The organism is Rossellomorea sp. DUT-2 (assembly GCF_052665285.1).
This window is the reverse complement of the sequence record NZ_JBQPEO010000002.1, coordinates 83,294-106,688: the sequence shown is the minus strand read 5'-3', so window position 1 is coordinate 106,688 and position 23,395 is coordinate 83,294. Positions and strand designations below refer to the sequence as shown.

Annotated in this window: 21 protein-coding genes; 13 read left to right on the top strand and 8 right to left on the bottom strand. The window is 39.6% G+C overall.

Going from position 1 to position 23,395, the window contains the following annotated elements; all coding sequences use genetic code 11:
• Window positions 1-9: 9 nt before the first annotated feature.
• The 7 genes from ACOSV2_RS06115 to ACOSV2_RS06085 all read left to right on the top strand — a co-directional run bounded on the left by ACOSV2_RS06115 (window position 10) and on the right by ACOSV2_RS06085 (window position 6,783).
• Window positions 10-600 (top strand): cob(I)yrinic acid a,c-diamide adenosyltransferase, encoded by a 591-nt coding sequence (locus tag ACOSV2_RS06115; RefSeq protein WP_428974380.1) that lies wholly within the window; start codon window positions 10-12, stop codon window positions 598-600.
• Window positions 590-1,075 (top strand): ECF transporter S component, encoded by a 486-nt coding sequence (locus tag ACOSV2_RS06110; RefSeq protein WP_428974379.1) that lies wholly within the window; start codon window positions 590-592, stop codon window positions 1,073-1,075. The genes ACOSV2_RS06115 and ACOSV2_RS06110 overlap by 11 nt, the downstream gene beginning before the upstream one ends.
• Window positions 1,072-1,788: an ATP-binding protein gene (locus ACOSV2_RS06105; RefSeq protein ID WP_428974378.1), complete on the top strand. Its 717-nt coding sequence runs from the start codon at window positions 1,072-1,074 to the stop codon at window positions 1,786-1,788. Before ACOSV2_RS06110 ends, ACOSV2_RS06105 begins: the two co-directional genes overlap by 4 nt.
• Window positions 1,789-1,958: 170 nt before the next feature.
• Window positions 1,959-2,912, top strand: coding sequence for an LCP family protein (locus ACOSV2_RS06100; RefSeq protein WP_428974377.1), 954 nt, complete (start codon window positions 1,959-1,961; stop codon window positions 2,910-2,912).
• A gap of 454 nt (window positions 2,913-3,366) precedes the next feature.
• Window positions 3,367-4,212 carry a pyrroline-5-carboxylate reductase gene (proC, locus tag ACOSV2_RS06095; protein ID WP_428974376.1) on the top strand — a complete coding sequence of 282 codons (846 nt, stop codon included), beginning with the start codon at window positions 3,367-3,369 and terminating at the stop codon, window positions 4,210-4,212.
• 118 nt (window positions 4,213-4,330) lie between these two features.
• A complete protein-coding gene (gene proB / locus ACOSV2_RS06090) occupies window positions 4,331-5,446 on the top strand; it encodes a glutamate 5-kinase (RefSeq protein WP_148994000.1) in 1,116 nt (371 codons plus the stop codon).
• 74 nt (window positions 5,447-5,520) lie between these two features.
• Entirely contained in the window at window positions 5,521-6,783 is a 1,263-nt protein-coding gene (locus tag ACOSV2_RS06085; protein ID WP_428974375.1) for a glutamate-5-semialdehyde dehydrogenase, read from the top strand.
• Window positions 6,784-6,862: 79 nt separating this feature from the next.
• On the opposite strand, the gene ACOSV2_RS06080 is transcribed toward ACOSV2_RS06085, so the two are convergent.
• The 7 genes from ACOSV2_RS06080 to ACOSV2_RS06050 form a co-directional block, all read right to left on the bottom strand.
• On the bottom strand, window positions 6,863-7,618 hold the full coding sequence (locus ACOSV2_RS06080; protein WP_428974374.1) for a 3'-5' exonuclease: 756 nt from the start codon (window positions 7,616-7,618) through the stop codon (window positions 6,863-6,865).
• Window positions 7,618-9,534, bottom strand: a complete 1,917-nt coding sequence (locus ACOSV2_RS06075) for a DUF294 nucleotidyltransferase-like domain-containing protein (protein WP_428974373.1) — start codon at window positions 9,532-9,534, stop codon at window positions 7,618-7,620. The genes ACOSV2_RS06080 and ACOSV2_RS06075 overlap by 1 nt, the downstream gene beginning before the upstream one ends.
• A 205-nt stretch (window positions 9,535-9,739) precedes the next feature.
• Window positions 9,740-10,270 (bottom strand): D-glycero-alpha-D-manno-heptose-1,7-bisphosphate 7-phosphatase, encoded by a 531-nt coding sequence (locus ACOSV2_RS06070; RefSeq protein ID WP_428974372.1) that lies wholly within the window; start codon window positions 10,268-10,270, stop codon window positions 9,740-9,742.
• A gap of 724 nt (window positions 10,271-10,994) precedes the next feature.
• A complete protein-coding gene (locus ACOSV2_RS06065; RefSeq protein WP_428974371.1) occupies window positions 10,995-12,188 on the bottom strand; it encodes a class I SAM-dependent rRNA methyltransferase in 1,194 nt (397 codons plus the stop codon).
• Window positions 12,189-12,309: 121 nt separating this feature from the next.
• Window positions 12,310-13,143: an alpha/beta hydrolase gene (locus ACOSV2_RS06060; protein WP_428974370.1), complete on the bottom strand. Its 834-nt coding sequence runs from the start codon at window positions 13,141-13,143 to the stop codon at window positions 12,310-12,312.
• A gap of 235 nt (window positions 13,144-13,378) precedes the next feature.
• Complete coding sequence (locus tag ACOSV2_RS06055) at window positions 13,379-14,611, bottom strand: aminopeptidase (protein WP_428974369.1); 1,233 nt, start codon at window positions 14,609-14,611, stop codon at window positions 13,379-13,381.
• 349 nt (window positions 14,612-14,960) lie between these two features.
• Entirely contained in the window at window positions 14,961-16,217 is a 1,257-nt protein-coding gene (locus ACOSV2_RS06050) for a helix-turn-helix domain-containing protein (RefSeq protein WP_428974368.1), read from the bottom strand.
• 221 nt (window positions 16,218-16,438) lie between these two features.
• Here ACOSV2_RS06050 and ltaE point away from each other — a divergent pair, with 221 nt between their 5' ends.
• Complete coding sequence (gene ltaE, locus ACOSV2_RS06045; protein WP_428974367.1) at window positions 16,439-17,458, top strand: low-specificity L-threonine aldolase; 1,020 nt, start codon at window positions 16,439-16,441, stop codon at window positions 17,456-17,458.
• A 67-nt stretch (window positions 17,459-17,525) separates the two neighbouring features.
• On the opposite strand, the gene ACOSV2_RS06040 is transcribed toward ltaE, so the two are convergent.
• Window positions 17,526-17,840: a YckD family protein gene (locus ACOSV2_RS06040; RefSeq protein ID WP_428974366.1), complete on the bottom strand. Its 315-nt coding sequence runs from the start codon at window positions 17,838-17,840 to the stop codon at window positions 17,526-17,528.
• Between the two features lie 129 nt (window positions 17,841-17,969).
• Here ACOSV2_RS06040 and ACOSV2_RS06035 point away from each other — a divergent pair, with 129 nt between their 5' ends.
• The 5 genes from ACOSV2_RS06035 (at window position 17,970) to ACOSV2_RS06015 (ending at window position 23,052) form a co-directional block, all read left to right on the top strand.
• Window positions 17,970-18,374, top strand: coding sequence for a sporulation protein (locus ACOSV2_RS06035; RefSeq protein WP_428974365.1), 405 nt, complete (start codon window positions 17,970-17,972; stop codon window positions 18,372-18,374).
• A 174-nt stretch (window positions 18,375-18,548) separates the two neighbouring features.
• Window positions 18,549-20,288, top strand: coding sequence for a carbon starvation CstA family protein (locus tag ACOSV2_RS06030; protein WP_428974364.1), 1,740 nt, complete (start codon window positions 18,549-18,551; stop codon window positions 20,286-20,288).
• A 137-nt stretch (window positions 20,289-20,425) separates the two neighbouring features.
• Window positions 20,426-20,683: a cory-CC-star protein gene (locus ACOSV2_RS06025; protein WP_149156094.1), complete on the top strand. Its 258-nt coding sequence runs from the start codon at window positions 20,426-20,428 to the stop codon at window positions 20,681-20,683.
• Window positions 20,684-20,706: 23 nt separating this feature from the next.
• Window positions 20,707-21,666, top strand: coding sequence for an ArsA family ATPase (locus ACOSV2_RS06020; protein WP_428974363.1), 960 nt, complete (start codon window positions 20,707-20,709; stop codon window positions 21,664-21,666).
• A gap of 132 nt (window positions 21,667-21,798) precedes the next feature.
• Complete coding sequence (locus ACOSV2_RS06015; protein ID WP_428974362.1) at window positions 21,799-23,052, top strand: M24 family metallopeptidase; 1,254 nt, start codon at window positions 21,799-21,801, stop codon at window positions 23,050-23,052.
• Window positions 23,053-23,395 lie beyond the last annotated feature (343 nt).

Below are 23,395 nucleotides of genomic sequence, written 5' to 3'. Positions count from 1 at the left end.
AGGGTAAACATGCAGCTTTACACAAGAACTGGTGATAAAGGTCAAACGAGTTTAATCGGTGGAAGAGTAGATAAAGATGATATTCGTGTGGAAGCATATGGAACATTGGATGAAGTGAATTCTTTTGTTGGGCAAGCCATTTCAGAACTGGATGTCGAGGGTTTTCAGGATGTACTACAGGATCTTGAGACGATTCAGCATGAACTATTTGATTGTGGAGGGGACCTATCCAACGTTTCTAAGCATAGAAAAATCAAGCTTCAGCCCGAATCCGTCCATGCGTTGGAGGAGAAGATCGATCTGTTTACGAAGGAAGCGCCTCCACTTGAGAAGTTCATTTTACCAGGGGGCGTGAAAGCATCATCAAGTATTCACATAGCCAGAACGGTTACAAGAAGAGCAGAGAGAATCATGGTTGCACTTTCCAAAACGGACGAGGACTTTCCAGTGGTGACATTGCAGTATATCAATCGATTATCCGATTACTTTTTCGCATTGGCCCGTGTGATCAATTATCGTTGTAATGTAAATGATGTCGAATATATCCGAAGCGCAAACGTATTTTCAACCAGTAAAGTTCAGAAAAAAAATGAAGAGTAATCTTAAGACTCTTTTGCTACTTTCATTATTTATGGCTTTTTCTGCGATTGGTGGAATGGTGAAGATACCTGCCGTAATAGGTACGGTGGCATTGGATAGTATGCCTGCATTATTGATTGCTTCCCTTTACAATGGGAGATGGGGGGCAATCGTTGCAGGCGGAGGTCACTTGCTTTCGAGCCTGTACGCCGGCTTCCCGCTTGGCCCATTTCATGTGCTTATCGCTGCTGAAATGGCCTTCTTTGTATGGTTATTTGGATATGTGTTCTCGAATGGGAAACGGGTACTTGCAGCCATCCTTTTTTTTATAGGAAACGGTCTACTCGCGGGAATTCCATTTATATTTATCCTTAGTTCTTCATTTTACTATGCCATTCTTCCTTCCTTACTCATAGCCAGTTTCATTAATTTAACGATTGCCCACTTCTTGTATCCTCCTCTTCGTTCAAGAGTGAAAAAGGGGGAAATCGCATGATCAAGCTTCGGGATATTATATCCATTTCAATTTCAGATGAAGAAGAGTTGATCTTGGCTTCTGATTGCAGCGGAGGGATTGGAAATAAAGAAGGAGATGTGGTTCAGGCGGATCCGGAGACAGTGGGTTATTACTGTTTCCGTGTAGCAGCGATGGAATGTTTGGCCGTGGGAGCAAGGCTCAAAGCTATTCAATTACTGAACTTTACAAGTGATGCTGTATGGGATCAGTATTGCAATGGTGTGAAGAAAGGTTTAAGTGAAATGAAACAGGAAGGTACTCCCATTACGGGGAGTACTGAATCGAATATCGGTCTTAATCAATCGGGCCTTGGAGTTACGTGTATTGGCATAAGAAACAAGAAGAGAACCTATCCCTCCTGTACAAACCTTGCTTATGCGCTTATCGGAACCCCCCTGGTAGGAATGGAAGTGATGAAGCAACATGCTTCCATTGCACCACTGGGTCTATTTATGAACTGTGTTCAACACCCTTCTATCATCGATATAATGCCAGTCGGCTCTAAAGGTGTTTTTCATGAACTTTCTCTCTTATTAGGAAAGCCTTTAAGAAGAGAGGATGTCTTCACATCCCAAGACTTGGACAAATCCAGCGGGCCTTCTACTTCATTCATCATATCTTACAACAAAGTGGAGGAACCAGAAGTAATAGAACTTACGAACGGTTACTTCCATTCACTTCATTTGCAGTGATAGGAACAAATAAATACTTTTATGGATATTTGTGATAAAATAAACTTTCGAATGGTATGGAGAAATGTGTTAGTTTATCCAAGATTCTTCGATTGTCAATTTCTCTAGAATAGAGTACTATTTCATACTATCATCAGTAATTCATGAATCACATAAAAGTAGGTGTAGAGATGGATTCACGATTAGATCGCAAGTCTAAAAAGAAAAAACGCGGAAGAAAAGTGATATTGGTATTATTTTTACTTATAATTAGTTTACTCGGTTATGCAGCGTTTCAATTTTATAGTGGATACAAAATGGCTGGAGACGATAAGCTTCAAGAAGATTATAAATTTAATGGCGTGAAAGATAAAAACGGTAAGGTTAACGTATTGCTATTGGGAGTCGACAGCAGAGGCGAGGAGAAATCCAGAACCGACACAATGATGCTCGCACAGATAGACCCTAAAACAAATGAAACCAAACTTGTTTCCTTTATGAGGGATATATATGTAGAAATACCGGGATACCAAAACTACAAGCTGAATACAGCTTTTTATTTAGGTGGACCAGAGTTGCTTAGAAAGACTATCAAACACAACTTTGATATTGATATTCAATATTTCATGGTCGTCGACTTCAAAGGATTTGAACAATCCGTTGATGTACTGGCACCGGAGGGCATTGAAATGGATGTGGAAAAGGCGATGTCGGAAAACATTGGCGTTTCCCTTCAGCCTGGTGTTCAAAACTTAAATGGGAAAGAATTATTGGGGTATGCAAGGTTCCGTGCTGATGCAGAGGGGGACTTTGGCAGGGTTGAAAGACAACAAAAAGTCATAAACGCTCTTAAAGATGAGGTCCTCTCAATAGGTGGAGTAACAAAGCTTCCTAAAATGGCGGGATCCATTCAACCCTATATCCAGACAAATATGAGTAAGCTTGATCAAATTTCTATCGCTAAAGATATCCTGTTGAGTAACAGCCGCGATATGGATAAGCTTACCATCCCAGTTGAAGGATCGTATGGTTTTGGTAGCTATAGCGGTGTAGGGTCTGTACTGGATATTAATTTTGAAGAAAATATACAAGCTCTGAAAGACTTTCTTAATGGTAAGAACTCAGACGAAGCTACAACTGAATGAATGTATAAAGCCCGTTAAGGTGAAAAATGCTTAACGGGCTTTTTTGTGGATTGGGAAGTAGGAATGAATTAGGGCTAAGAACTGCTCTAACAGTTTGTGTTGGAAAAGCCGACTCTCATTCAAGCAGTAAAGCAAAAGCAAAAATTCTGATTATACGCTCTCTGAGCCAATATATAGCCTTTAGAAGGAATCTGATTAACATAAATGGTAATGATAACGCTTCCACTTCGTATTACGGCTAATTCCTAACTACTTCCTTTAATGCCCTTGATATCATATACCAGCATGTTACGATTATAAACGTTGTGAACAAACACACGACAACAAAGGTTTTTAGACACATTAACCAGGAAATTTAACAACATTAAATTCTTTCATAATTATAATTAAACTTAAAAAAATGAATGTACGATTAAAAACCCGACAATTAATATAGGAACAGGAGTGGATATGATTGTTAAAACATAAAACGATTGCTTTTCTAGGTGCAGGAAACATGGCGGAAGCAATGATTTCAGGTACTGTACAAAGCGGAAAGATCCCATCAGAACAAATTATTGTTTCAAATCGAAGCAATCAAGGAAGACTTCAGGAAATGAAAGCGAAATATGATATAACGGCTTTAACAAAAGATGATCTACCCTTTAATGAGATAGATATTCTTATTCTCGCGATGAAGCCAAAGGATATTGATAAAGCATTAGATTCCATTAATCAATTAGTAAGAAACGATACAGTGATTATGTCGGTGCTTGCAGGAATCACTACCTCTCATATGGAAGAGCAACTACCTGCAGGTCAGCCTGTTATCCGGGTCATGCCAAATACATCAAGTATGTTGAAAGAATCTGCTACAGCCATTAGTGCAGGTCGCTTTACTTCAAGAGAAGATATGGAAAATGCAAAAGAGTTATTATCAAGCATTGGTGAAGTATTCGTGATTGAAGAAAGTCAGATGGACATTTTCACTGGTATTGCCGGAAGCGGCCCAGCATACTTTTACTATTTAATGGAACACATTGAAAAGACAGGTGCCGAAGCCGGGTTAGATCCCGAATTAGCACGTAAAATCGGAGCTCAGACCATTTTCGGTGCAGCCAAAATGATGCTTGAGCGTGAAGAATCACCAACTCAACTAAGAGAGAATGTAACATCCCCAAATGGTACTACAGCTGCAGGACTTGATGCATTAGCAGAGTTCGGCGGAGGTAAGGCTATCTCAGAAGCTGTCAAGGGAGCAGAAAAACGATCGAAAGAAATAAGCTCATCCTTACAGTCCAAACAATTAGTAACCAGCTAACCAAACATCGAATCGTAAGCACCCCAAATAACTAATACCAACCATACAAGAAATACAAGTCCGTCCCCACACACATAAAGAGGGGCGAGGGACGGACCTTTTTACTAGGAGTGATTGAATGTCCCAAAATAATCAGAAGAAACGTATCGTAATCAAGATTGGAAGTAGTTCATTAACAAGCCTGCATGGAGAAATGAGTCGTAGAAAATTGGAACGTCTCGTTGATGAAGTCGTCCGTTTAAAAGATGATGGCCATGAAGTATTGCTTGTTTCATCAGGTGCCGTCGCTGCCGGTTATCGTAAATTAGGATGTTTAACACGTCCAAGCTCTCTTCCGGAGAAGCAGGCAGCAGCAGCTATTGGTCAAGGACTATTGATTGAAGCGTATTCCGATCTGTTAATTTCCAACGGATACGTGGCTTCTCAAATTCTGATCACTCGTAGTGATTTTTCTGATGAAGACCGATATAACAATGCAAGAAATACAATCAATGTCCTGCTTGAAAGAGGGATCATCCCAATTGTCAATGAAAATGATACAGTAACGGTTGATCGACTGAAATTCGGAGACAATGATACCCTGTCTGCCAAAGTTGCGGCATTAGTGGATGCGGATCAACTCATCATTCTATCTGATATTGATGGCCTGTATGATTCTGATCCACGTAAAAATCCAGATGCTGAACTGTTAGAAAGCGTAACGGAAATTACTGAAGATATCGAAGACATGGCAGGAGAGCCTGGAAGTTCTGTAGGAACTGGCGGAATGAGATCGAAAATCGATGCATTTAAGATCACGATGGCTTCTGGAATTCCTGCGTTTCTAGGTAAATCCGGAAACTCAGATGTTATTTACGATGCTGTCCAACATACAGCGAAAGGGACGTACTTTGAAACGGCAGAAGATTCCGTAAACCTTGATTCCAAAAAGCAATGGATTGCGTTCAACTCAGGTCCCGAAGGTGAAATCACCATCGATTCAGATGCGAAAGACCGTATTCTGGAACAAAAAGAAAGCTTAACAATTGATGATATTTATACTGTAAAAGGCCGATTTAATAAGGGTGCAGTCGTACGAATCCTTGATAATCGAAATGAAGAAATTGGTTTGGGAATGGTCAATTTCCGTTCAGGTCAACTGAAAAATCCAACAGACATCAAAGCGGATCAAATCGCAGTCGAAATTGACCAACTAGTATGTCATGTGGATTTACCCATTCCAGTAGGAGTATAAAAGAAGGAGTTAGTCTCTTTCTTCCCCTGCACAATCCGGTCGAATTCTTTTCAAAAAAAATCAGGAGGTATTTGATGACTTTAACTATAGAAAAAACGAATGTAAAAAAACAAGCGATGCTTGCAAAGAAAGCTTCTAAAACACTAAGTATGCTGACTACCGACCAAAAAAATAAAGCCCTTCATATCCTTGCCGATCATTTAGAAGCGAATTACGAAGCTATATTAAACCAAAACGAAAAAGACCTTGAAAGAGGGAAAGAAAAGGGCTTCGAAGCTGCATTTATGGATCGTTTATCACTTTCTAAAAAACGTGTTGAAGATTTCGCAAGTGGTCTCCGTCAAGTTGCTGACCTGGAAGATCCCACTGGTAAAGTAGTATCCGATTGGACTCTTGAAAATCAACTGCAAGTTCAAAAAGTAACGGTCCCACTTGGTGTCATTGGAATGATTTATGAAGCCCGTCCTAATGTAACGGTTGATGCAACTGGATTAGCACTAAAATCCGGTAATGCCATTGTCCTAAAAGGTGGTTCAAATGCCATTACCTCGAACAAAGCAATTGTGGACGTCATGCATGAAGCACTCGAGAAAACGGATATTCCTAGAGATGCCGTACAATTCATCAATACAACCGATCGAGAAGCTACAAGTGAGCTATTCACGATGAAAGAGCATATCGATGTGTTGATTCCCCGCGGTGGAGGTGCATTAATCAATGCTGTCGTTAATAATGCAACTGTACCTGTCCTGGAGACCGGCGTAGGAAACTGTCATATCTATATTGACAAAGAAGCTCAAGTGGAAAAAGCATTAAACATCATCATCAATGCAAAAACAGACCGTCCAGCGGTATGTAATGCAGCTGAAACCGTGATCCTGCATGAAGACTGGTTTAAAGAAAATAAGAGTGCATTTGTAGAAAAGCTTAAAAAACACAATGTATCCATTCACGGAGATGAAAAAGTAGTCGAAGCGATTGAAGATGCGAAGCTTGCAGGAGAAGAAGATTGGGCAAATGAATATCTAAGTCTGGATATTGCCGTGAAGATTGTCCCTTCTTTGGATGAAGCAATCGATCACATCGAACAATATGGTACAAAGCATTCAGAAGCCATTGTCACAGAAAATACAGAAACAGCGAAGAAATTCATGATGCTCGTGGATGCTGCCGCTCTCTATCATAATGCTTCCACTCGTTTCACTGATGGAGGAGCGTTAGGATTTGGTGCTGAAATTGGAATCTCTACACAGAAACTTCATGCTAGAGGACCAATGGGGCTACCAGCTTTAACAACCGTTAAGTATATGATGCATGGAACCGGACAAATCCGATAATAAACATTAAAAAACGCTTGAGGAAATTTTCTCAAGCGTTTTTTTTCATTTATCAGCTATCAGGAGGGAGGAGTTCATATCAGAACCCGGAGCTTGTCTCCTCCAGTATAAACTCATTCAATCCCCGTATCGTGTGAACCTCTTGCTGATAACAGATTTTTAATAGCTCTTCAAAGATTTCGGCGGTCATGATCGCGTCATTCAGCGCATGATGTCGTGTCCGGTAATCGATGTCAAACCGTTTTACAAGGGCGTCCAGGTAGGAATCGTCCCGTTCCAATAACCCATTGGCAAGGGAAAAGGAGTCGACATATTCAGGATCAAATGAAGGGAGCTGCCACTTATAGATCCTTTTTTGGAGAAAATTTATGTCGAAACTGGCTGGGTGAGCGACAAGGATCGTTCCTTTACTGAACTCAATAAATCGCTCCAATCCGATAGGTAACGTAACACCATTCAGAAAGTCTTTTCGTCTCAGACCTGTAAATCGCTTCGTATCCCTCGACACCGTTTGAAGGGGATTGATGACCTGATAGAACGTGTCTTTCCGTTGAACTTTACCTTCCTTAACCTTAACCGCTCCGATCGAGATGATTTCATCCCCGACCTCCGGAAAAAAGCCCGTTGTCTCCAGGTCAAATATGGTAAAATCACATTCGAACAAATGTTTTTGTTGAAGCGTGGGTTTTTCTTCTTCAAACTCTTTTAGGGCACGAGATAATTTATGGTAGGATAGCTTTTCTTTTTCCCGTTTCACTTGATAGCGAAAGAAAAATTGCTGCCATAAATAATATTTCAGAATGCGGTAGCCCACATTAATTCCAATATCATTCATTAAACCACCCGGTTCCTATTAAAACTAATTTCCATCACTTGTTGAAGTCGATTAGCAATCTGGATGGATTCTTTTAATTTCTGTCGATCCTCTTTTGAAAGAGTACGCACATCAATATCATTACTTAATGGTTTTCCTTCTATAAGTTCAAGAAGGTTTTGCTTTGTACGGAGAGTGAGAAGAATATGCATAGCTGTTTTTACATTCTCAGCATCCCTTGGATGGAAAGCCTGCATCTTCTTCAATGCTTGAACCCTCTTTATCGTATTAACTTCTTTTATTCCGTATTTCACAGAATGGATGCGAATCATATTGACGATTTGCAAAAGTCCGGACTTTTTGATGTTAAACAAATGATTCCTCGGCTTCAGGTTCACTCGTCCCAAAGGGCCTACAGGAAGTTTGAAACGAAGGGCATCTTTTCTTAATAGTTGTTGCATATTGAGAGACCGTTTCGATTTTTCCGCTAAATAATTTCGAATTTCTTCTGCGATGGAGTAATCACCATAAATGGGGCGGAAATCATAGAACATCGTAATGTTTTGAACTTCCTGTGCATCTATTTCGTATAGCCATTCATCAATTGCCTTTTTCCAATCAGTATAGGATCGTTTCCATTTCTGTTCCTTCGCCATGATTCCGCCAGTACATTCAGGAAAACCGCATGCAGCAAGCTTTAAATTGAGTTTTTCCGTGAATGCCTGGAAATACAAATCAACCTTGTTAAGATCGGACAAGTGGTTATAATCATCGAGAATGATTCCATTATCCTGATCCGTATGAAAGCCTTGTTCACTTCTGCCTTGACTGCCCATTACGATAAAACAATAATTGATAGGCGCAGATCCAAATCCTTCATTACGCATTTCTTTTTCGGTTAATTGAATGATTTTTCGATGCAGGCGATCATTATAGTTTGAGATCACTTCGCAAATATCGTAGCCAAAACTATCTTGAAGGAGCAGATCTTGGATGAACTGTTGAAAAGTATTACTTTTCACCGTTGCCAGCTCTACCAGTTCGTCGTTGGAAACGGCTTTTTGGATTTTATACGAAAGATCCAAATAATTGGAATCCTGTATATTGAGAAACGAAGTACTGGTCAGAACTCCCACAACTTCATCGTTGCGAATGATGGGTACAAAATCCACTTCTTCATGCTTGAAATAAGAAAGGGCTTCATATGCAAAGGATTCATCACGAATCCAAAACGGTTTTTTCTTCATCCAGTCTTTAACTGATTCACTGATTATTGGGTTTGTAATATAAGACAGGATTTCCCGTTGGGTAAGAATGCCATGCATTTTTTTCTCTTGATCTACTACCACTAGACCATAGGTGTCTTCTTCTTTCATCTTTCTGGCTGCTTCAAGAACAGTGGCATTTTCGTCAATGAAGGTGGGGCGATCCATTAACGTATGCACTTTAGTACGAAACAGATTGATATTTTCGTCGTCGGATTCAGTGGCAGATTTCACTTTTATTTCATCGTACAATGTTTTCATACGATTTCCGATGCTTTCGAAGATGATTTTTGAAAAGTCATTGTTCTTGGTCATAATCTCCAATAGTCGATCCTTTTGAATGCGGAACACGGTACAATCCTCTATTGCCTGTACGGAAAAGGTCATTTCACCGCTTGTAAGCATAATCATAATCCCGATTAAGTCTCCTGGATAGTAGAATCGGAGTGAATACTGTTTGCCGCTTGAGCGATGGAGAACATTTTTCGCAAGTCCCGAGACAAGGAAGTATATATCAAGTTCTTCTACCGTTTCATCTTCATGAAAAAGGAATTCACCCTTCTTGAAGGTGGTGTATTTAGAACCGGAAATAATGTAATCTAACTGTTCAGTGGTTAGAACATCAAAGGGATAGTGATCTCGTATAATTTGTAATAATTCCTGTTGGTTCATCAAATACCTCCCGTTCTCATTAGTCCCATAGTACTTTACCATAGAATTCCCTATTTTGAAAACGATAAAACGGGATCTTCCGGACGTCCTGACGGAAGTTTGAATGGATATACTGAATGGTCGAATTTGTTAAATCTCCACGATATCGATTAATGACCAAAAGGGATGAAAAAAAGGTGTCCCGTTTTTGGGACACCTTTAAGACTTACTTTTGAGTGACGATAAATTCAGCAGCTTCCATTAAGTTAGTAAACTTGTGATCAGCGTTATATAGGTGGGAGGGACCGTCTGCAAGTAAGATAGTAGTGCAACCCGCTTTGCTGCCAGCTTCAATATCTACCTCGCGATCACCAACCATATACGATCGAGCAATATCTATATCATACTTTTTTGCCAGGTCCAAAAGCATTCCTGCTTCAGGCTTCCTGCATTCACAACCCTCATGCGGCTTGTGAGTACAAGAGGAAACCTCTTGAATGAAACCCCCGGCCTTTTCAATTTCCTTTAACATATGATCGTGAATGGATTGAAGTTGTTCATGAGAAAGATATCCTAACCCAACTCCACCCTGGTTGGTAACGACGAAAATCAGGAAATCGGAATCAGTCAATAATTTGATAGCTTCACGGACTCCCTCCAGGAAATAAAATTGTTCGGGTCGATTCACAAATGTCACTCTCTCTGTTTTCACCTCATTGATTACTCCATCACGATCAAGAAAAACAGCTTTTTTCATCAGTAAACCTCCTTATTCGATCTTTTTCTCCAATAAACCCTTACTATATGTCGCTTTATGCGGTTTCCGAGGAAATAATGACAGATTATTCTGTCATCTATGGAAAGAATAAACCTTAACACAGATTCCAAAGAGTATATTAATCGTTTGAATGAAAGTGTGAAAACAGAGGCAGTGACCGTTCCTTTCCGCTCCAGCCTCTTTCTTTCCGCGGGGAGGAAGTCGAGCCTCCTCGGGCTTTGCCCTGTGGGGTCTCGACCTTTCCTCTATTTCCCGCAGGAGTAAAGTGCCTTCCGCTCCAATCCACTCTGTGCTACTTCATTTTACTGCCTAAAAAGGTAGACAAACAAAAAAGCTCCTATTCTAGATTTGATGAGCGTTTATTTCCAAACTAATATATACATATAGGAGGAGGCTGGGACAAAAGTGTTTTGTATAAGTTAAACTAAACTAAATTGCATTCAAGAGGCAATTTAGTTTGGTTTTTTAATTGTTCAATGTACATTTAGATTCTAGCTCTCTCAAGCGGTTGATTGGAGTGCAAGACGAAGACTCCTGCGGGAAGAGTAGCTTTTGTGAGACCCCGCAGGCTTGCCGAGGAGGCTCACGAGCTACCCGCGGAAAGCGTAGTCTTGCACGGAAATCATTAGCGGTATTAAGAACCAACACTACTTATTTTCGTCTTTATATCATGGTTTTTTAGTTTTGTCCCAGTCCCTATCCATTATAGTTTTTGAATAAAGGCGACTTTAAGGTAATCACTTTGTTTGTATTGACTGAGGGTTTTAAAGTCTTCGGGCAGTGTGTATTCTTCGAGTATTTTATATTTTCCATTGGTTTCTTTAAAGGCTGTTTCAATAAAGCTTTTGAATTTCTTCATATTGAAGGTGCTGCAATTAGTGGATGCCACAATGGTACCCTTTTTTTCAGTGATGGCAATCGCTTCTTTTAACAAATCTTTATAATCCTTAGCTGCACTGAATGTATGTTTCTTTGAGCGGGCAAAGCTTGGCGGGTCGAGAATCACAAGATCAAAGGAGAGTTCTTTTTTTACGGCATATTTAAAGTATTTAAAGACATCTTCCACAATGATGTTTTGTGCTTCGTAATCGATCCCGTTAATGCTGAATTGTTCAATCGTCTTACTTAAACTGCGATTAGCTAGATCAACGCTGGTTGTTTCCAGGGCACCACCGAGTGCAGCGAAAACAGAAAATGCTCCTGTGTAAGAGAACGTATTCAATACACGTTTGCCTTCAGAGTACGAGTCACGAATTCGTTTACGCACTTCACGTTGGTCAAGAAAAACCCCTACCATTGCGCCGTCATTTAAATAGATGGCAAATTGAACGCCATTTTCCTTGACGAGAAGGGGGAATGAAGGGCGGGTTCCCTCAACGAAATCATCTTCTTCCACATATTTTCCTTTCTGTGCAAATCGCTTTTTCTGATAAATGCCTTTGTAATCCGTTAATTCTCTTAATCCTTGCATCACTTCTTCCTTAAAGGCATAGGCTCCTTTTGAATACCATTGAACGAGGTAGTATCCATCAAAGTAGTCAATGGTGATGCCTCCAAATCCGTCGCCTTCACCATTAAACACTCGAAACGCTGTCGTATCTTCACTATAATAGAAGTGAAGACGTTGATTGATGGCAGCTTGAAGCTTTTTTAAGATAAAGTCTTTATCAATTGCTTCTTGTTCCTTCCAACTCAGCAGCCATCCGATTCCTTTGTTCTGTATTCCAGAGTAGCCTTTGGCGATAAAGCCATTGTTATTGTCTACAAGTTTAAGAATTTCTCCTTCTTGAATATTCTCAATCGATGACGTCACATTTTCTTTATTAAGAAGGGGGAATCCTTTTTGGAAATGATGTATGTATTTTGGGTTTGCTTTAATGATTCTTTCTTTTGTCATTCTACTCATCCTAACCTTGAGGTTTAGTCTTGTGTAGTATAGAACGTAAAGGAATTTTACGCAACTGCACAATAAAAAACTCCCCTATTCAGATATAAAACGGTCTGAATAGGGAAGCTGATCATTTACCCCATAAGTGATCTCCTACAAGCCGGTCTACTTTTATCGTTTCATGCAGGCCGCTATGGGAAATGGAAGGATCATACACGATCCTGGATTGATATTGGTTTTTTTCAAATAGTGATTGACTGCCTATAGCACTTTGAACATTCACCACATCATCACCCGATCCCGCTATGGACAATACATTTATATTGGAAGGGATTAAATGGCGATTCAAAAACATTTCTTTCAATGCACGTGATTCAGGTTTTAAGTCTATAACAGCTGCACCTGTATTGATTTCATCATAGGATTCCTTCGTAACACCAAGGAAAGGGGTAGCAATCGTAATGAATTTATGGGTATTAGGGACAAACGAGCTATCCCTGGTATTTAGAATATATTTTGTTGACGCAAGGCCGCCCATGGAGTGTCCTACAATATTTACATTTGAAACGTCAAACTGATGATGTAAGAGCTTCATGGCATTTTCTAACCAAATCGCCTGTTTCTCCAATGATGCCCGATTATCTTCAAAAATGACTTGAACGAGTGGAGGTGAAGTGGGATTTGTGGGAAGAGATCCTTTATACACTACACTGCCATTCTCAGACACATAAATCTCCAACGTTTTTTGACCCCAGCCATGCTGGTTTTCAAAACGTTCCAGCATCGTTCTGAAAGAATTGTATGTACCTTTATACCCGTGTACAAAGACAGTGGGGTATTTTTCTTCAACGGTTAAGGGTTTTTCACTGGATTGTACATTTGTAGTGCGAAATATTATATATAAAGTGAAGAAAGAGAGAATGATGCCACTCCATAAAAACGAATGTTTGTGATTGATCGACAAGAAAATCGCTCCTTTAAAAAAGGTATACTTCTATTGTAAAGTATTCGTGAAGTATTGAATATGTTAAAAAAGAAATTTGTTTGTCATATTACATGTAACTTTTACCAATAATGTTATAGTGGTTTATATTAAAAACTCTTTTCTCCAAAAGTATTGTTAAGATAAACCTCAACAAAAAAAGGCTTAAATAAATTATTTAAGCCTTGCACCATTATTCTTCCTTCAAAATCAAATTTTAAACCCAATCACCGGCTTTGAAGATAGGTTCAATCGACCCGTCTTCCTTTTCGCCGTCAATATCTAAATGAGCCGATCCTATCATGAAATCTACATGAATCATACTCTCGTTAAAACCTACTTTCCGTAGTTGTTCCGCCGTCATATTTTTCCCTTCCTCCACACACACTGATAAAGCTCTTCCCAGCGCTATATGACATGAAGCATTTTCATCAAAAAGTGTGTTGTAGAAGATAATGTTTGTATTAGAGATGGGTGAGTTGTGAGGAACCAATGCCACTTCTCCTAAATAGGAGGCCCCTTCATCTGTTTCCAGCAGATTTTTCAGGGTTTCATATCCTTCCTCAGCTGTGAATTCTACCACTTTACCGTCTTTAAATGTGAGGGAGAAGTTCCTGATCAACGTACCGCTATAGTTAAGTGGTTTCGTACTTGATACAGTCCCATTTACACCTTGTTTGATTGGGATTGTAAACACTTCTTCCGTTGGGAGGTTCGGAACAAAGGGAATTCCTTGATCATTTGTGAACTGGGCACTGATCCATTTCGTTTGTGGGTGGAATTCAATGGAAAGATCTGTTCCAGGTCCTTTATAATGAAGCTTTTTGTATTTGCTTTGATTTAAACGGTCAGCGTTCTTATTCAGATTACTAATATGAGATTCCCAAAGTGCGACCGTGTCATCCTGATCCGTCCGGGTTGTGTAAAAGATGTTTTCCCATAGTTTATCGATTGCTTCGTCCTGAGAAAGTTCAGGGAAAACAGTTTGAGCCCATTCGATTGTAGGGAATGCCGCTATTAGCCAGCTTATTTTGCCACCGCCGATATAAGCAGAAAAATCTTTCATTGCTTCAGCGGAAGCTCTGTTCAATATGGCAACCCTTTTTGGATCCGCATCTCTTAATAGGGAAGGGTTTGGTGCCGCTAAATTTAATAGCGCTACATTGCTTTCCGCCATTTCAATAAACCCTTTTGCCTTCCAATCAGGAAACGCTTTCAGGCCTTCCTCAGAAGAATTGTCTAAGCGGATTTTCTTTAACTCTTCATCGTAGAAGTCCGTTAGTACATTTAAAACACCCGCTTCATAGGCCTTCTTAGTAACAAGTCGAACAAATTTATACGCTGTAATAGGTGCAGAAATCAGAAGTTCTTGATCCTTTTGCAGGTTTAGTCCTACCTGAACGATTAAATCTGCGTATCTTTCTAATTTACATTCAAATGCAGTATTCATCTAAAATCCCCCTTGATATGTATTCAATACTAACTATATCTCTTTATTCAGAAAATTTCATTGAATAATTATATTTTCAAATCAATTGATTAAGTATACGTAAAGGAAGTGAACCTTCTTTTATCGTGATTTGTACGAGTTCACATATGGTAGATCGACAGATGAGCCGAACGATTGAAAAGGACTGGTCCTAAAAAGGGCCAGTCCTGATGGTTATGTTTTTATAATTTACTTGAGAATGGTGGGAATTCTTCTTCCGGGGAGTTGATTACCACAACACCAGAGAGTGCCATAGCCGTAAGGCTGGTGATTAGTAATAATTTTTTCACCTTTTTCATCATTTCACCTCCTAAAAAGTTAACATTTCTTCATAAATGAGATTGGCTTCATTTAGATGAAATGCTGCATATTTATATTTTCTAACCCCCTGGTAATATTGTCCAAGGAATTTAGAATACTCAGCATACAATAGATGGGATCCACTCTTTTTAAAGAAGGGCAGTGCATACTCCTTCATAAAAGCTTCAAAACCTTGTGGGAAATCATTTAAAGCAAACTGATAATAAGATAATTGATAGAATTTATCTGGGAACTTTTCTTTAGAGCAAAGATGTAATCCTTTAGGTAACCAGAAACGCACTTCGGAAAATTGGTTCTTTTTATAATATTCCTTAACCAAAGAGAGAATAGAGTAGAGCTTTCCTTCTTCGTCTGACCCTTTCAATTCAATACTTCGCAAATAATGCTGAATGGCTTCATCGCTCTTGTTCATAAATGATTTTAAATATCCTAAGTTTTGCTCTACCTTTGAATTTAACGACGTATAGTCTATGGATTGTGAAATGAAATTGGCCCAATCATAATGCTTTATCGCTTCTTCGCTATAACGTATACGCCGATAGCAAATTCCTAGAATCAAATGCACCTCGGCGCATCTTTTCTGGTAGTAGACGCCCTGGAAAATGGAGAGTGACTTCTCCCCGTAAAAGATTGCTAATCGGTACATGCTTAAACGGGTCAAGACCAGGCTGAATAAATAATATAAATCTGCTCTTTCTTCTTCATTTATCACATTTCCAACTACATAGCAGGTTTCAGCTTCTTTCAGCTCTCCTTTGGCTTTATCGTACTCTTCAATCAAATAATAATAGTTCCCTTTGTATTTGTGATAATAGAATTTCAGCGTATCGGTCAGTTCTTTATAATTCGATTGGATTTGTTTCATGTGTTCCAACGCATTCTGAAGGTTCCCTTGAATTAATTGAACACGGAAGCAAAGGATTTTATAGAATAAATGTGGAATGAGATCATCCGTCTGTTCCAGGTCCTTCTTAACGTCCACATTGATCGACTTAGCTTCCTCTGTTTTATTCCACAGTAGGGCATGGTTCCAATTCTGAAGTAGTTTGTTCAAATGGGCAGTCGTATCAAGCAGACTATTTACACCTAATCGGCCACAGAGTAAATTAATGATGTCATTTGACGGAGTAACTTGATTGTTTTCCAGTTTGGAAAGGTATGATACGGAAATAATCCCTTTTGATAAATCTTCTTGTGTTAAATTTCGTTTTAGTCTGTGAAAGCGGATTTTAGAACCGATTGTCATATGATCCTTCTCCTCTAACTGGCTTTAATGGCTCTTCTATTTTAGGTAATTGATTATTAAAATAGTAACATATAAAAAGGGGAAATGTTTAGAATATTCCTATAATTATATTTTTTTCTGGGTATTTTGTATGGTCTTTTATTCATCTGAAGGTTGATTCATTAAACGCCTTCCTTTGATATAATGACACTAGTGAAAGTTTTAAGAGGAGGTATTTCATTTTGATTGATTTAAGAAGTGATACAGTAACAAAACCAACGGAAGAAATGCGGAGGGCTGCGTTCGAGGCTGAAGTAGGGGATGATGTGTATGGAGAAGATCCTACAGTCATAAAGCTTGAGAGAGAAGCGGCCACCTTACTTGGTAAAGAAGCGGCCTTATTTGTAACAAGTGGTACTCAAGGTAACCAAATTGCTGTTTTAACACACACACGTCCAGGGAATGAAATTCTATTAGAAGCGAATTCCCATATTTTCTATTATGAATCAGGAGCGGTTGCCGCATTGGCAGGTGTTCAAACACGTACGATCCATGGGATAAATGGTGAGATGGATCCGATAGAAGTAGAAGCGGCTATACGTACTGAAGATCAGCATTTTCCAGAAACAGGGCTCATTTGTTTGGAAAATACACATAATCGCGCAGGTGGAGCAATTGTATCTCCAGAGAATATGAAAGCGATCTATACACTTGGGAAAAAACATTCAATTCCCGTGCACATCGATGGAGCACGGCTTTTTAATGCAGTATATGCCAGTGGAAGAAATATCCGGGAGTTCACTGATCATTGTGATACTGTGCAAATATGCTTATCCAAAGGGTTGGGTGCCCCTATAGGGTCTATCATCGCAGGTGACCGTAGATTTATTGATCGTGCCCGAAAGTGGAGAAAACGGTTAGGGGGTGGCTTAAGACAGGTAGGAATGATTGCAGCTCCTGGTTTGGTGGCATTAAAGACTATGAGAGAACGATTAGTGGAGGATCATGAGAAAGCGATAGTACTAAAGGAAACCCTTCAAGCCTGTAAGGGTATTGAAGTAATCAATCAGGTTGATACGAATATTGTCGTTGCAGATATAAAGGGAAGGGGGATCACATCAGAGCAATTTATTGATGAGTTAAAAGAAAAGGGGATACTGGCAGTGACCTTTGGACCTACTCTTGTACGTTTTACCACTCATTATGATGTTTCAATGGAAGATATAAACAAAGTGTCTGGAATTTTAAGGAGCCTCTCTTAATAACTGGAGGGGATTTTCTGATCAAGCAGGGAAGGGCAAAATAGCCCTTCCGCTTATTCTTTCCGGTCTAGTTTTTTCCATGATGTGGATGGGGGTGCCATCTCATCATGTAGTCATTTTCTTTCAGTTTTTGATACTTCGCTTCCATCATTTTAAGTACGCTGTCTCCCTGTTCTTTTGAGAAGACACCATATTCTACATATTTCTTAACTAGTTCTTTTTTGGTTGAATACATTTGTTCATGCAACTTTGCAAGCTCCGTTTTTTGTTCTTCAGTAAGGTTTACCTTAGGTGTTTGTATTTCACCTTCTGCTGCTGCAAATGGACCGACACTCAGGCTAATCAAGAATACTGCTAAGATAGATACAACCATTTTTTTCATTTTATTCACTCCTTTCCAATGTTTCTCTCATATTCTTTGCGGAAAACTCGCAGAATATGTAGGAATAGATGCATAAGAGGGGTACATGTTAGGGTAAAGACAATTAGGTATTGGAAAGGTGGCTGAAATATGTTTAAACAGTTTTTGTCAAGTATTGGGATAGGACATGTTAAAGTAGATACAATTGTGCACAAAACTAAAATTTCCCCTGGAGATTCAATTGAAGGTGAAGTCGTTTTGATCGGTGGTATGGCCGATCAGCCTATTAATGAAATTCGTTTATTACTTCTTGAAAAATATGAGGAGGATAAGAAAGATAGTGATTTTTCCTATCATGAAAAAGATTTAGACACGATTATCCTTGATAAGATCGGTACAATCAGTGCGGGTGAAGAGAAGAGAATCTCTTTCACATTTCCTACATCAACTGATCATCCCAAAACAACGGATGCTAACAAAACCATTCTAAGAACGACAGTAGACATACCCCAAGCTGTAGATCCGACAGATGAGGATAGTATATACGTCGTTTAACTATAGGGCAGATTCTATTATAGAATCTGTCTTTTTATTTGACTTATAAGACCAATAAGAGTAAATATTCTCATTGAAAACCATAAAAACCCAATGTAAAATGTAGTAAGCGTATACATTCTAAAAATTCAGATATTTAAATGTATACATATAAAAAAATGGAGGAGGAATTTGATGAGTGGTATATGGTTAGCGGTAATAGGAGGGCTTGTCTTTTTGTTTGGGTATAAATATTATTCTAAGCTTATTGCTGAGAGGGTGTACCGTCTGGATCCGAATTATGTCACACCGGCACACCAATACAAAGATGGTGTCGATTTCGTTCCGACGAATAAGTTTGTTCTGTGGGGTCACCATTTTACTTCAGTAGCGGGTGCGGCTCCGATTGTAGGACCGGCAATCGCCGTTTACTGGGGATGGCTTCCCGCATTTCTATGGGTCATTTTAGGGACAGTATTTGCAGCCGGGGTGCATGATTTTGGAACTTTGGTTCTTTCAGTTCGAAATAAGGGACAATCCGTCGGTTCGTTAGCCAATAAGTTAATTGGAAAAAGAGCAAAAGTACTATTTCTGTTTATTATATTAATTCTTGTATTAATGGTTAATGCAGTATTTGCATGGGTTATCGCAAATCTTTTTATTACATTCCCTGCAAGTGTCGTATCAGTTTTCATTCAGATACCGCTAGCGATATGGATTGGATATTCAGTTTACAAACGGAATGGCAGCATGTTAATGCCTTCAATCGTTGCACTGGCAGTGATGTATGCATCAGCTGTCATTGCCAGTCGGGTTGAATTTTTGCAAATTGATTTAGTTCGTTATTTTGGAGGACAAGAAGCCACATCATTGTTTGGTTTGAGTTCAACAAGCATGGCTTTCCTGGTGTGGATCGTCATTCTGATGATTTATGTGTACATAGCTTCAACTCTCCCTGTTTGGAAGCTATTACAGCCACGTGATTATATCAACTCCCATCAACTAATTGTTGGTTTAGGATTGCTTTATCTTGGTCTTCTATTTACAAATCCTGAAATTACCGCACCAATGACAAACGGAGCAGCAGATGTATCCTGGTTCCCGTTACTATTTATCACGATTGCGTGCGGTGCCATTTCCGGATTCCACGGGTTGGTTTCATCGGGCACATCGTCCAAACAGTTGGATAAAGAAACGGATGCACGCTTTGTAGGATATTTAGGTGCTGTTGGTGAAGGAGCGCTAGCATTGATCGCGATCATTGCATGTATTACATTTTTTCCGAATGTGGAAGAATTCCAAGCGACATACAGCGGTTTTGCTGCAGCAAGTGGAGCAGGGCTGGGTGTCTTCATCCAAGGAGCCGGACAACTTGCAACAGGTGTAGGAATTCCTGCTGATATCGCAGCTACGATTGTTTCAGTGATCATTGTGAGCTTCGCTGCAACAACATTGGACTCTTCTGTACGACTGATGCGATATATCATTGCCGAGTTGGGAGAAGAGTACAACGTAAATCCTTTAACAAATGCTCATGTTGCAACGACGATTGCTGTTGTTTCAAGTGCGGCCTTAACTTTATTACCTCAAGGACCTAAAGGATTCGGGTCGGGTGGATACCTTCTATGGCCGCTATTTGGTACATCGAATCAATTGCTTGCGGGAATCAGTTTACTTCTGATTACCATCTGGCTTAAGCGTCAAGGCAGGAATTATATCGCTACCTTAATCCCAATGGTATTCCTTATGTTCATGACCTTATGGGCGATGATTAACCAAGTCGTGTTCGAATGGTCAGGTGCCGGTGAATCAGAAGGGAATATGCTTCTCTTTATCTTTGGAAGTATCATTCTTATTTTCACCTTATGGATTTTAATAACTGCGGCATCTTCCCTATCCAAAAAGGGAGATGATCCTTCACAGTTCTCTGCTTAGTCGGGAGATAGAAAAAGGGGAACCGGGCTCTTAGTCCCCTTTTTCTACTTGTTTTTGAAGGAGGAACAAGAATATCAGAATTATCATGCCACATTACAGAAACAACTATAAGGAGGGAAACACGAATGGATTCGTCTATGAAGGAAAAGTTCAAAAGAATCATTCAGCTATACGATGAAATGATTCGCCTCCCTCACAAAACGGAAATCGCCAGGGAATTGAGAGATGAGGATGATTTATTCTTATTATTGCTCTATTCGGATATGCTTGGCCTGCCGAATCCCGTTTTTTATTACACATTGGAACTTTATCCATATATAATAGAGAAATTTCACGATTGGCATTTAAGAATGGGAATGGAGCACTCCCCCTTAGATGGAATCAGATGTTGTTGAAGTATGGGGAGGGGGATATATACATGAATGAATTACAACAACAGTCAATTCTTTTTGTAGGAGGTAAGGGAGGTGTTGGAAAATCCACATCTGCTTCTGCTTTAGCCGTAATGTTTGCGAATATGGGAGAAAAGACGCTAATCATCTCAACAGACCCCGCGCATAACCTGGGTGATATTTTTCACCAAGAAATCAAGGGGGAGAAAACTCCACTACTCAAAAATCTATGGGGGATAGAAATTAATCCTGAGATTGAAACAAAGGATTACATTAACGGAGTGAAACGAAATTTAAAGGGGATGGTTAAATCAAAGATGGTGAATGAGGTTCACCGTCAAATCGATATGGCTGCTTCGGCACCAGGGGCAGAAGAAGCAGCATTATTTGACCGGATGGTTTCCATCATTCTCGAGGAAGGAAATGAGTTCGATAAGATCATTTTTGACACAGCACCTACAGGCCACACGATCCGACTTTTATCTCTTCCTGAACTCATGGGAGTCTGGATGGACGGGATGCTTGAAAGGCGGAAGAAAACAAACAAGAACTATTCACAGCTATTAAATGATGGAGAGCCGGTAGAGGACCCCATTTATGATGTCCTGCAAAAACGTCGTGAAAAGTTTTCAAGAGTAAGAGGGATCCTACTGGATCAAAAAAGAACAGGATTTATCTTTGTCCTCGTTCCTGAAAGGCTCCCGATACTGGAAACGGAAAAAGCCATTGAATTGATGTCAAAGCACGGATTGAATATTGGGGGACTGATCATAAATAAGATCCTCCCGAATCAGGCAGATGGAGAGTTCCTGAAAAAAAGGAGGGACCAGGAAAAGTTATACCTAAAGCTGATGAGGGAGAAATTCACAAACCAGAAGTTGTATCGAATTCCTCTATTAGAAGAAGATATCTGTTCACCGCGTCATCTCGAAGAGTTTGTAGACTATCTAAAGAGAGAAGTAATTAGTCGTGAAAGAACCATCTAATATAAGAGTATACATATGAACTTGCTGACCATTGGGGGTATTTTATCCAATGGTCATTTTTATTTTTCAGGAGGGAAAAATCATCTTTTGTCGAAAATGTAATGAAATCAATGAAATGAGGGAGTGATACCAATGAGTGGAGATATGAAACATTTACCGGGAATTCTTCCGTTGAAGAAAAGAGAAGAAACACAGAACCGATGGCTGTTTCATCGACTTAATACCCTTCTACCTTCATTAATGAAAAAGCATAATCTTGATATGTGGATTATTGCGGGTAGAGAGTATAATGAAGATCCTGTTTTGAAAAGTCTCTACCCGGCATCAATAGATGGTTCCGGGAGATTGACGATTCTAGTGTTTTATCTTGACGGAGATCAACAATTGAAAAGGTGGGTACTGCACCCTAATCCGAACTTTGAGCCATTTTATGAACGGGCCTGGAAGCCTGAAGACTGTGATCAATGGGAGTGCCTTAAACGACTTGTAGAATTTCATTGCCCTGATACCATTGCCTTGAACTATTCACCAACGTTTGCTGCAAGTGATGGTTTAAGTCATTCGTTTTACCAACATTTGAGCATACTTCTCGATGAGTACTCACATAAATTTGTGTCTGCCCAACACATCATTGTTGATTGGCTGTCGATAAGGTCTTCGAAGGAACTCACAGCCTACCCTTCAATAGCGGAACTTGCGAGGAAAATAGCGGCAGAAGCTTTATCCGGAGCGGTGATCCATCCTGGTATCACAACGACTGAAGATGTAGTCGATTGGACAAGACAATGCGTATTGGATCTAGGAATGGAAACGTCCTTTTACCCTACGGTGGATTTACAAAGAAAAGGGGCAGCGATGGAACGATTAGAAGGGGAAATCATTCGATGTGGAGATATTGTACATTTGGATTTTGGTATTCGTTATCTCGGTTTAGCGACAGACACCCAGCAACTCGCATACGTTCTCTATCCAGGTGAGGAAGAAGCTCCTGAAGGACTTCAATCCGCATTACAAACAGCTCTAAGATTTGAAGATCTCCTTACAGAAGAAATGAAGGTGGGAAGAACAGGTAATGAAGTATTCCAACGGACAATGAACAAGGCAAGGGGTGAGGAGATAGAGGCGATGCTTTATTCTCACCCCATCGGATATCACTGTCATGAAGCGGGGGCCTTAATGGGATTATATGATCAACAAAGGGACATCCCCATTAAAGGGGATCTGCCTCTAACAGCAAATACATGCTATGCCTTGGAGTTCAACATCAAGCAATACGTTCCTGAATGGGATCAGATTGTCCCGATTTATCTGGAAGAGCCCGTTGCCTTCATACAGAATCAATTGAAATATATGGCGAAAAGGCAAATGGGCTTCTATCTTATATAATGAAAGAATGAGTACAATGAAGGAAATTGTACTCATTTTTTTAGCTATTTTCAAAAAACTATACAAACTGCTGCACTGTTTACAAGAAGTTATTTACCGGGGGCATTGTTTGATACATTTGAAAGATAGTATAATGATCCACTGATTTATTAACCAAATTTTCTTTTACCCTTTTGTAGATTATTTGTTTTTGAAATGAATGTTCAACAATTTTCATTAGGAGCTTATTTGTATTTGTGTATCTATAGTTATTGGCAGTTAGGATGTATTAGCACAGAGTGGATTGTAGCGGAAGGCACTTAACTCCTCCCCGGGGAATGTTGTGCCTGGAGCGAAAAGGAAC

Coding starts and splice junctions, on each gene's coding strand:
- ACOSV2_RS06040 (WP_428974366.1), bottom strand. CDS start 17,840: ATGAAAAAAATGGTTGTATCTATCTTAGCAGTATTCTTGATTAGCCTG.
- ACOSV2_RS06030 (WP_428974364.1), top strand. CDS start 18,549: ATGAGTGGTATATGGTTAGCGGTAATAGGAGGGCTTGTCTTTTTGTTT.
- ACOSV2_RS06055 (WP_428974369.1), bottom strand. CDS start 14,611: ATGAATACTGCATTTGAATGTAAATTAGAAAGATACGCAGATTTAATC.
- ACOSV2_RS06105 (WP_428974378.1), top strand. CDS start 1,072: ATGATCAAGCTTCGGGATATTATATCCATTTCAATTTCAGATGAAGAA.
- ACOSV2_RS06050 (WP_428974368.1), bottom strand. CDS start 16,217: ATGACAATCGGTTCTAAAATCCGCTTTCACAGACTAAAACGAAATTTA.
- ACOSV2_RS06115 (WP_428974380.1), top strand. CDS start 10: ATGCAGCTTTACACAAGAACTGGTGATAAAGGTCAAACGAGTTTAATC.
- ACOSV2_RS06020 (WP_428974363.1), top strand. CDS start 20,707: ATGAATGAATTACAACAACAGTCAATTCTTTTTGTAGGAGGTAAGGGA.
- proB (WP_148994000.1), top strand. CDS start 4,331: ATGTCCCAAAATAATCAGAAGAAACGTATCGTAATCAAGATTGGAAGT.
- ACOSV2_RS06025 (WP_149156094.1), top strand. CDS start 20,426: ATGAAGGAAAAGTTCAAAAGAATCATTCAGCTATACGATGAAATGATT.
- ACOSV2_RS06070 (WP_428974372.1), bottom strand. CDS start 10,270: ATGAAAAAAGCTGTTTTTCTTGATCGTGATGGAGTAATCAATGAGGTG.
- ACOSV2_RS06065 (WP_428974371.1), bottom strand. CDS start 12,188: ATGACAAAAGAAAGAATCATTAAAGCAAACCCAAAATACATACATCAT.
- ACOSV2_RS06075 (WP_428974373.1), bottom strand. CDS start 9,534: ATGAACCAACAGGAATTATTACAAATTATACGAGATCACTATCCCTTT.
- ACOSV2_RS06085 (WP_428974375.1), top strand. CDS start 5,521: ATGACTTTAACTATAGAAAAAACGAATGTAAAAAAACAAGCGATGCTT.
- ACOSV2_RS06100 (WP_428974377.1), top strand. CDS start 1,959: ATGGATTCACGATTAGATCGCAAGTCTAAAAAGAAAAAACGCGGAAGA.
- ACOSV2_RS06035 (WP_428974365.1), top strand. CDS start 17,970: ATGTTTAAACAGTTTTTGTCAAGTATTGGGATAGGACATGTTAAAGTA.
- ACOSV2_RS06015 (WP_428974362.1), top strand. CDS start 21,799: ATGAGTGGAGATATGAAACATTTACCGGGAATTCTTCCGTTGAAGAAA.
- ACOSV2_RS06110 (WP_428974379.1), top strand. CDS start 590: ATGAAGAGTAATCTTAAGACTCTTTTGCTACTTTCATTATTTATGGCT.
- ACOSV2_RS06080 (WP_428974374.1), bottom strand. CDS start 7,618: ATGAATGATATTGGAATTAATGTGGGCTACCGCATTCTGAAATATTAT.